The organism is Komagataeibacter kakiaceti JCM 25156 (genome assembly GCF_000613305.1).
In genome coordinates, this window is the sequence record NZ_BAIO01000839.1 from 1 (window position 1) to 686 (window position 686).

Here is a 686-nt window from a genome sequence, read left to right on the forward strand (position 1 = left end):
TGATCCACCACCTGTCGCGGTCCTGCCGCCCGATGGCAGCACGCGGTACAGGTTATCGGTCCGGCCCAGCGTGGCCCCGACTTCCGCCAGCAGCATCTGGAGCGTGGGCAGCACCTCCGACGGAAGAAGCGGAGCCGCCGTATGCAGCGTGACGGCCCCGGTCACCGCCGGATCAATGGTGTAGTTGACGTGCAGGATACCGCCCAGAATCTGCGCCACCACGTCGCGTATATCGGTCTCGGCAAAGTCGAGCGTTATGCTCCCGCCCTGCCCCCCGGTGATGTTGCGCGTCAGGCGGGGCAGCGTATCGCGGCCATAGCTGACCTGCGCGGGCAGGGGCTGGTCGGGCGCCCCCACCTTGCCATTCACACGCGCCGCGCGTCCGCCATCGAGCAGCGTGGGTTCGGACAGCGGCTGGATTTTTGGCCGGTCACTCTGGTCACATGCGGCCAGCAGCAGGCACGAAATCAAAACATCACGAACTGTTCCGCATCGGGCTGAAATTTCCTGTTTCTGAAACCGGGGAATGACTCATGGATGGGACGGGTCCGGACGGGGGGGAACGGCGGGAAAGCGGGACTCCGGAATCACGATGTCCTCATCGGAATCGGAAGGGTCGGGGCCGCTCCGTCCACCATGCCGGGCGGGCTGGCGGCGTGCGCCGCATGGGCACGTTCGGGGCGCAG

1 pseudogene is annotated in these 686 nt (G+C 66.5%); it reads right to left on the bottom strand.

The features are described 5' to 3' along the window. Window positions 1-471, bottom strand: a pseudogene (locus JCM25156_RS26505) (type II secretion system secretin GspD); the annotation flags it as partial. Window positions 472-686 lie beyond the last annotated feature (215 nt).